We start from the raw sequence: 2,305 nt of genomic DNA, 5'->3' as shown, positions 1-2,305 counted from the left end.
TAACTTAATGGCAGTGACCTTTGCCCTGGTAAGAAATCACCCGCATCGCCTTGCGCGACAAACCGCGAAACCGGTGCAAATCCTTGGCAAACAAGATGGCGCCCAGATTGGTAATGTCCCAACCGCCCGCGAAATTCCGCACCAACAAAGCCGCCTCTTCGAGACGAGACAGGATACCGGTTTGATCGGTCGGTAACGGCTGTTTCAACAAATCGAAGTAAGCAGGATAATCCAACAACGCCAACACATCGGCGACAGCCAGATTTTCGGCTGCCTTCAAAGCTTCGAAGGGTGTTTGATCAAACACCCTCCACAATGTTCGTTCCAATTCAGGATAGTCTTTCAGCGGCTTTTTATAGGAACCCACTCGGATTAGTTCCTTGCCGGCAAACTGGGTTGGTTTGCCGCTGGCGCGTGGAATTTCCAATACCACGACCGTCTTGCCGCCGATGTCCACTGGCATTAACCGAAAATGCAGGCGCGGACTAAATAACCGCAACAGCCAACTTTCCAGTTCTTCGCCGCCTTTGCGGGCTTTGCCCGGCGCAAAACCGGTGCCGACAACGTCGTGGCTATCGTCGGCGATTCCCCACAGCAAATAAGCATTGGCCTTACCTTCCAGCGCTGCCGCGTTGGACAGGGCGGACAGGTACTCGCCAATCTCGTCGGGGTCGCTATTGTTGACCTTGAATTCTAGCCACGTGGTTTCGTTTGGCAATTTGCGCAACTCCTCGACCAAACCCCGCAAATACTGCTGATCTCGATCCATTGTCATCTGGTTACCTTTGTCGTTGAGTAAGCCCGCACATCGATTTTGCCGGTCACGGCGGCTGTGATCAGCGCGCTGCGGTATTCCTGCAAGCAGGCAATCGCGGCTTCGACCTTTTCCACCATCCGGTCGATTTTGGCGGTTTCGCGGTCTAGGTAGGCGGCGATGGCCGTTTGTTCCTCAAATGGAGGTTTTGGAAAACGGAATTTCCTTAATTGTTGGCCAGTCAAATGTGCAATAGTTGATATTCCGCCAGAATTGAATACTCCGGTTTTGTTCGCCCAATACAGCAAGTAATACATATATCTTGGGCATTCTGACAATGAATTCAGTGCTCGCATGCGGTGCAGCGATTTTTGAAAACCAATATTTGTTTGTAAATTACCAATAATAGCCGCTCTTCCGACTTCTCCTCCTTCACAAACAAGAAGATCACCTTCTTGAACCGTATAGCGTGAGTATTCAGATTCGGGAATATCCATTTCCGGTAATTCGAGCAAGTTTATTGAATCCCATTGAACATCAACGTTCCTTAAATAGGGCAAAAGATGTTGGCCGGTGATTTTACTTTCATTCAACATCTTACCCAGCTCTATTGAATAACGAGAATATAAAGGAGGTATTAGCCAATTTGTCGGTATTTCCCCCAACCAGTCCACCCCGGAATCCTTGAATGCTTGGGATGACCCAGGTTCACTTGTAGGGGCGAATTTATTCGCCTCGGCCTGCGGGCGATTGAAATCGCCCCTACAATTATATTGGTCGGGCGCTTCATGGATCGAGGCGTTGCCGGTGGTCAAGCCGAATTCCCGCGCGGCGTCGTCGGGCAGGCCGCGGGTGACGGTGCGGGAAATCAGCCCGCTGCGTTTTTCCTTGAGCAATGCCGCCAGCTTGCGCTTTTTCGCCACCAGCGTATCAATCCGCCCGGTTTCACTATCCAGAAAAGCGGCGATGGCGGTTTGTTCGCAATGCGGTGGAACAGGTACTAAGCCATCAGCCAAATAGCTCATTTCGATAGACTCTACAGTGGTGCCGGACTTGCACCACTGTTCCAACAACAGCTTTTGGTTACCCTCGATAAACCATCGTAGATATTCTGAACCAAGCTGCTTACCTAACTTGAAGGCTCGTATATCCTGATTTAGCGTAACCGGTATGTCATTAACTGCGACAGGTAGAGAATGTTTTAGAATCCCAGAGCGCACCACAATTAACACATGACCAGGAGCAAGAATGCCGCTGGCGCATTGGCGAGCACCTTCTGGAGTTAAGTGATCCTGGGTATCCGTAATCCGACCAGTTTTCATATCCTTCGGTGAAACCCAAGGAATATCTCCGTCATCCCAGAATTGATTTTCGGTTGTCAAAGGGGTGGAACCGCCTTTCATATACGCCAAATAACGCGTCTTTTTTACGTCCCAATCCTCGGGCACAGCTCCCATCCACGTCACGCCGCTGTCCTTGTATTGCGGATAAGCCGGATACTTCATTGCCGACCGCCTTTTTCCATTTGGAAGGTGGATGCGCGTTGCTTAT

At 50.4% G+C, this 2,305-nt stretch carries 2 protein-coding genes; both read right to left on the bottom strand.

Features of this window, described 5'->3' with window-relative positions:
* Positions 1-4: 4 nt before the first annotated feature.
* Complete coding sequence (locus A1359_RS16710; protein ID WP_066985769.1) at positions 5-775, bottom strand: AlbA family DNA-binding domain-containing protein; 771 nt, start codon at positions 773-775, stop codon at positions 5-7.
* Positions 772-2,259, bottom strand: coding sequence for a restriction endonuclease subunit S (locus A1359_RS16705; protein ID WP_066985765.1), 1,488 nt, complete (start codon positions 2,257-2,259; stop codon positions 772-774). The genes A1359_RS16710 and A1359_RS16705 overlap by 4 nt, the downstream gene beginning before the upstream one ends.
* Positions 2,260-2,305 lie beyond the last annotated feature (46 nt).

It is taken from the genome of Methylomonas lenta (assembly GCF_001644015.1).
GTDB lineage: Bacteria > Pseudomonadota > Gammaproteobacteria > Methylococcales > Methylomonadaceae > Methylomonas > Methylomonas lenta.
This window is presented reverse-complemented; position numbering and strand designations above follow the sequence as displayed.